Source organism: Aeromonas veronii bv. veronii (assembly GCF_000820225.1).
GTDB classification, from domain to species: Bacteria; Pseudomonadota; Gammaproteobacteria; order Enterobacterales; family Aeromonadaceae; genus Aeromonas; species Aeromonas veronii.
This window is the reverse complement of record NZ_CDDK01000018.1, coordinates 501598-504119: the sequence shown is the minus strand read 5'-3', so window position 1 is coordinate 504119 and position 2522 is coordinate 501598. Positions and strand designations below refer to the sequence as shown.

At 47.7% G+C, this 2522-nt stretch carries 4 protein-coding genes; 3 read left to right on the top strand and 1 reads right to left on the bottom strand.

The features are described from left to right. Nucleotides 1-61 precede the first annotated feature (61 nt). Entirely contained in the window at nt 62-400 is a 339-nt protein-coding gene (locus tag BN1139_RS08630; protein WP_005353327.1) for a hypothetical protein, read from the top strand. Nucleotides 401-468: 68 nt separating this feature from the next. After that, entirely contained in the window at nt 469-1185 is a 717-nt protein-coding gene (locus BN1139_RS08625; protein WP_005353334.1) for a hypothetical protein, read from the top strand. 121 nt (nt 1186-1306) lie between these two features. Here BN1139_RS08625 and BN1139_RS21365 read toward each other — a convergent pair whose 3' ends face one another. Continuing rightward, entirely contained in the window at nt 1307-1450 is a 144-nt protein-coding gene (locus BN1139_RS21365; protein WP_005353336.1) for a hypothetical protein, read from the bottom strand. 209 nt (nt 1451-1659) lie between these two features. Here BN1139_RS21365 and BN1139_RS08620 point away from each other — a divergent pair, with 209 nt between their 5' ends. Continuing rightward, the gene (locus tag BN1139_RS08620) at nt 1660-2457 is read left to right on the top strand and encodes a toll/interleukin-1 receptor domain-containing protein (RefSeq protein WP_005353338.1); all 798 of its coding nucleotides are present in this window, start codon (nt 1660-1662) and stop codon (nt 2455-2457) included. Nucleotides 2458-2522 lie beyond the last annotated feature (65 nt).

The window sequence follows — 2522 nt, the reverse complement described above, 5'->3', positions numbered from 1 at the left end:
GCGCCAAGAAGAGGCTGAGTGACCAACCAACTGTCAGGCACGGCAACAAAGGAGGTGCAACATGACAATCTCGATGCACTCTTTACTGCAAAAAACTGAAGTGGTGAAAGAGGTCAGCGATAACAGCTTTCCGCGCCCCATCCAGATCCGCCGTGATATCACCAGATACAATCAGCCAAGATACATAGTGCTGTGGCATGATGAGTTTGAAACCAAGCGCAACGACAGCAGTGCCGAAAGCTACTACATCGAACCGATCGCAGAGCTGTTGGTCAAGAATGACAAGCTCCGTTATGCCGTCAAACCGTCGAGTCACCATAGCGTTAACTCACGTTTTGACGAAGCGGTAAAATGCGCAGTCAACGAAGCGCTGACCCAAGAGCTGCAACTGCTGGCATAAACAATGAGTGGTAAAAGCCTGATCTCCGAATCAGGCTTTTTTATTTTTGAGACAAGTCCGGGAAGACTATGGCCCCCAATCTGGTTCAGACCTACCGCAAACAACTCGATACCGACCCCGAAGGCATGACAAACGAGGTGACCTTTCAGCACTTCATGATCGCCCGACGCAGATTGGCAATACTGGCGCTGACTGAATATCGCATGAGCGATGACAGCGACTTTTCATGCTGTCTGGTGGTAACCGAGCTGGGGGTGGATGAGTGGCTGACCGATGCTATCGAAGATGACAGCCAGTGGAGCGAGGAAGAGCTGCTAGCCTCTGTCGCAGATGCCCGCACCGGCAACGATACGGTTGTGGGTCGCTTTGTTTATAACCCGGTACAGCTGCCCATCAATGCAGAAGCACAAGAGCAACCTGGAATTCAAATCCGTGGCGCCTTTATCGACCCGGATTACCGCAGCGGCCTTGCCCGACAAGTGTATCAATATCTGCGGGGAAAATATGGCTGTGTGGTCAGTGATGATATGCAAACCCTGAGTGGGGCACTGCTCTGGTTGATTGGTATCAATCAACTCACCTCACAATGTATTGAAGTTTACGACGCACAGCGTCAGTCCATTCGCGGCTATCTCGACTATCCCATCAAACCGGGCAGCTTCAAACCTTGGTGCCTGACCGGGTTAACCCACCAGCAGATCACCCAAGAGAGCAGCAGCAAGTTTGATGTCGTCGATTATGCAGAACACGACGACAAACGCCATATCCTGTTTCTTTTACGCTGACCCCTATTGTTGCCGCGACCATCGATAGCGGCAAACCCCTCTGCTGGTTGATTCCCCCCTTGTAAGCTGCTGGCTACCGTTAACGGTGGCCAGCAGCTGCGTCGTTTCGGCGATAGTTTTATCAGAGAGTGGGCGTAGGTTCGATTAGCCGGTAGGCGTAATCGGACATTCGCGGAACCTCACCCGCCAACGCGGCCAGGTCTTCCCGGCCGGTGACCTTGGCTGCCAGCTCCAGGGCAAGTTTGAGGGTAGAAGAGGTGGACATGGGGCATTCCGATCAGATTCAGATATGCCCTATGGTAAAGATGTGGGGGAATGCACGGATTTATGGTGAATTACTGATATATATCACAGGAAGACCACAACTGTTCGGTTACGCTTGACTAGTCGAAATTGCGGCCCTGTATGATACCAACATAGCTGGTGGCTGTCATAATGCCGTATTAACAATACCTTGAGCCGCAGGAGCTACAAATGTCTGAAAAGTTAATTTTCCTATCTCACATTCACGAGGAACGCGACCTTGCGCTCTTGGTAAAAAATGCTCTCGAAGAAGAATTCAGCGGTTTTGTTAAAGTATTTGTTTCTTCTGATGGAACCAGCATTCCGGCAGGCTCTAACTTCTTGAAAAGGATAGAAGATGGCCTAATAGATTGTATTGGAGCCATTTATCTCATTAGTCCAGCCTCGGTAAAAAGGAACTGGATTAACTTTGAGTTAGGAGCTGTGTGGATTCGCAACATCATGAACCTTCGTGATGGAAAGGCAGAAATTCCAGCGATCCCTGTTTGTCACTCTGGTTTGATACCAGGTGATTTGCCTCAACCCCTAAACAATCTGAACGGGATACATGCAAATCAAGCTTCACAACTAGAGTCTGCCTTTCAGTCTCTGCAAGCTGCAGTGGGTGGGAAAGGACGTTTACGTACTAACTTTGATGAGTTAGCAGCAAGCATAATAAATTTTGAAAACACATACACCATTACGGACAAAATTATCAAAATAAACCGAATCCTAAGAGGAAAAATTTCCCTAAATAAAGTCAAACCGTTAAGTAACGGAAATCATTTGATCGAACTCAATTTCCTTTCAAGGGAAATGTTCGACCAAGTTAAATCACTAATCCCTGTGCCACTAAAAAATGAATTAATACTATCTATGGATGGTTGTGGGCTTTATACATTCGAAGATGGCAATTCCATCATTGGTGGTTCTACAGATATTATATTGACATCAAAAGGTCTAGATGTTGTCAGCAAAATATTGAAATAGGTCCGTAGGTTCTATTAGTCGGTTGGCGTAATCGGACGTTCGCGGCAGATGAAAAAACGGCGGGT

Excerpts from the sequence above, each read along its gene's own strand:
- BN1139_RS08630 (WP_005353327.1), top strand. The coding sequence starts at position 62 with ATGACAATCTCGATGCACTCTTTACTGCAAAAAACTGAAGTGGTGAAA.
- BN1139_RS21365 (WP_005353336.1), bottom strand. The coding sequence starts at position 1,450 with ATGTCCACCTCTTCTACCCTCAAACTTGCCCTGGAGCTGGCAGCCAAG.
- BN1139_RS08625 (WP_005353334.1), top strand. The coding sequence starts at position 469 with ATGGCCCCCAATCTGGTTCAGACCTACCGCAAACAACTCGATACCGAC.
- BN1139_RS08620 (WP_005353338.1), top strand. The coding sequence starts at position 1,660 with ATGTCTGAAAAGTTAATTTTCCTATCTCACATTCACGAGGAACGCGAC.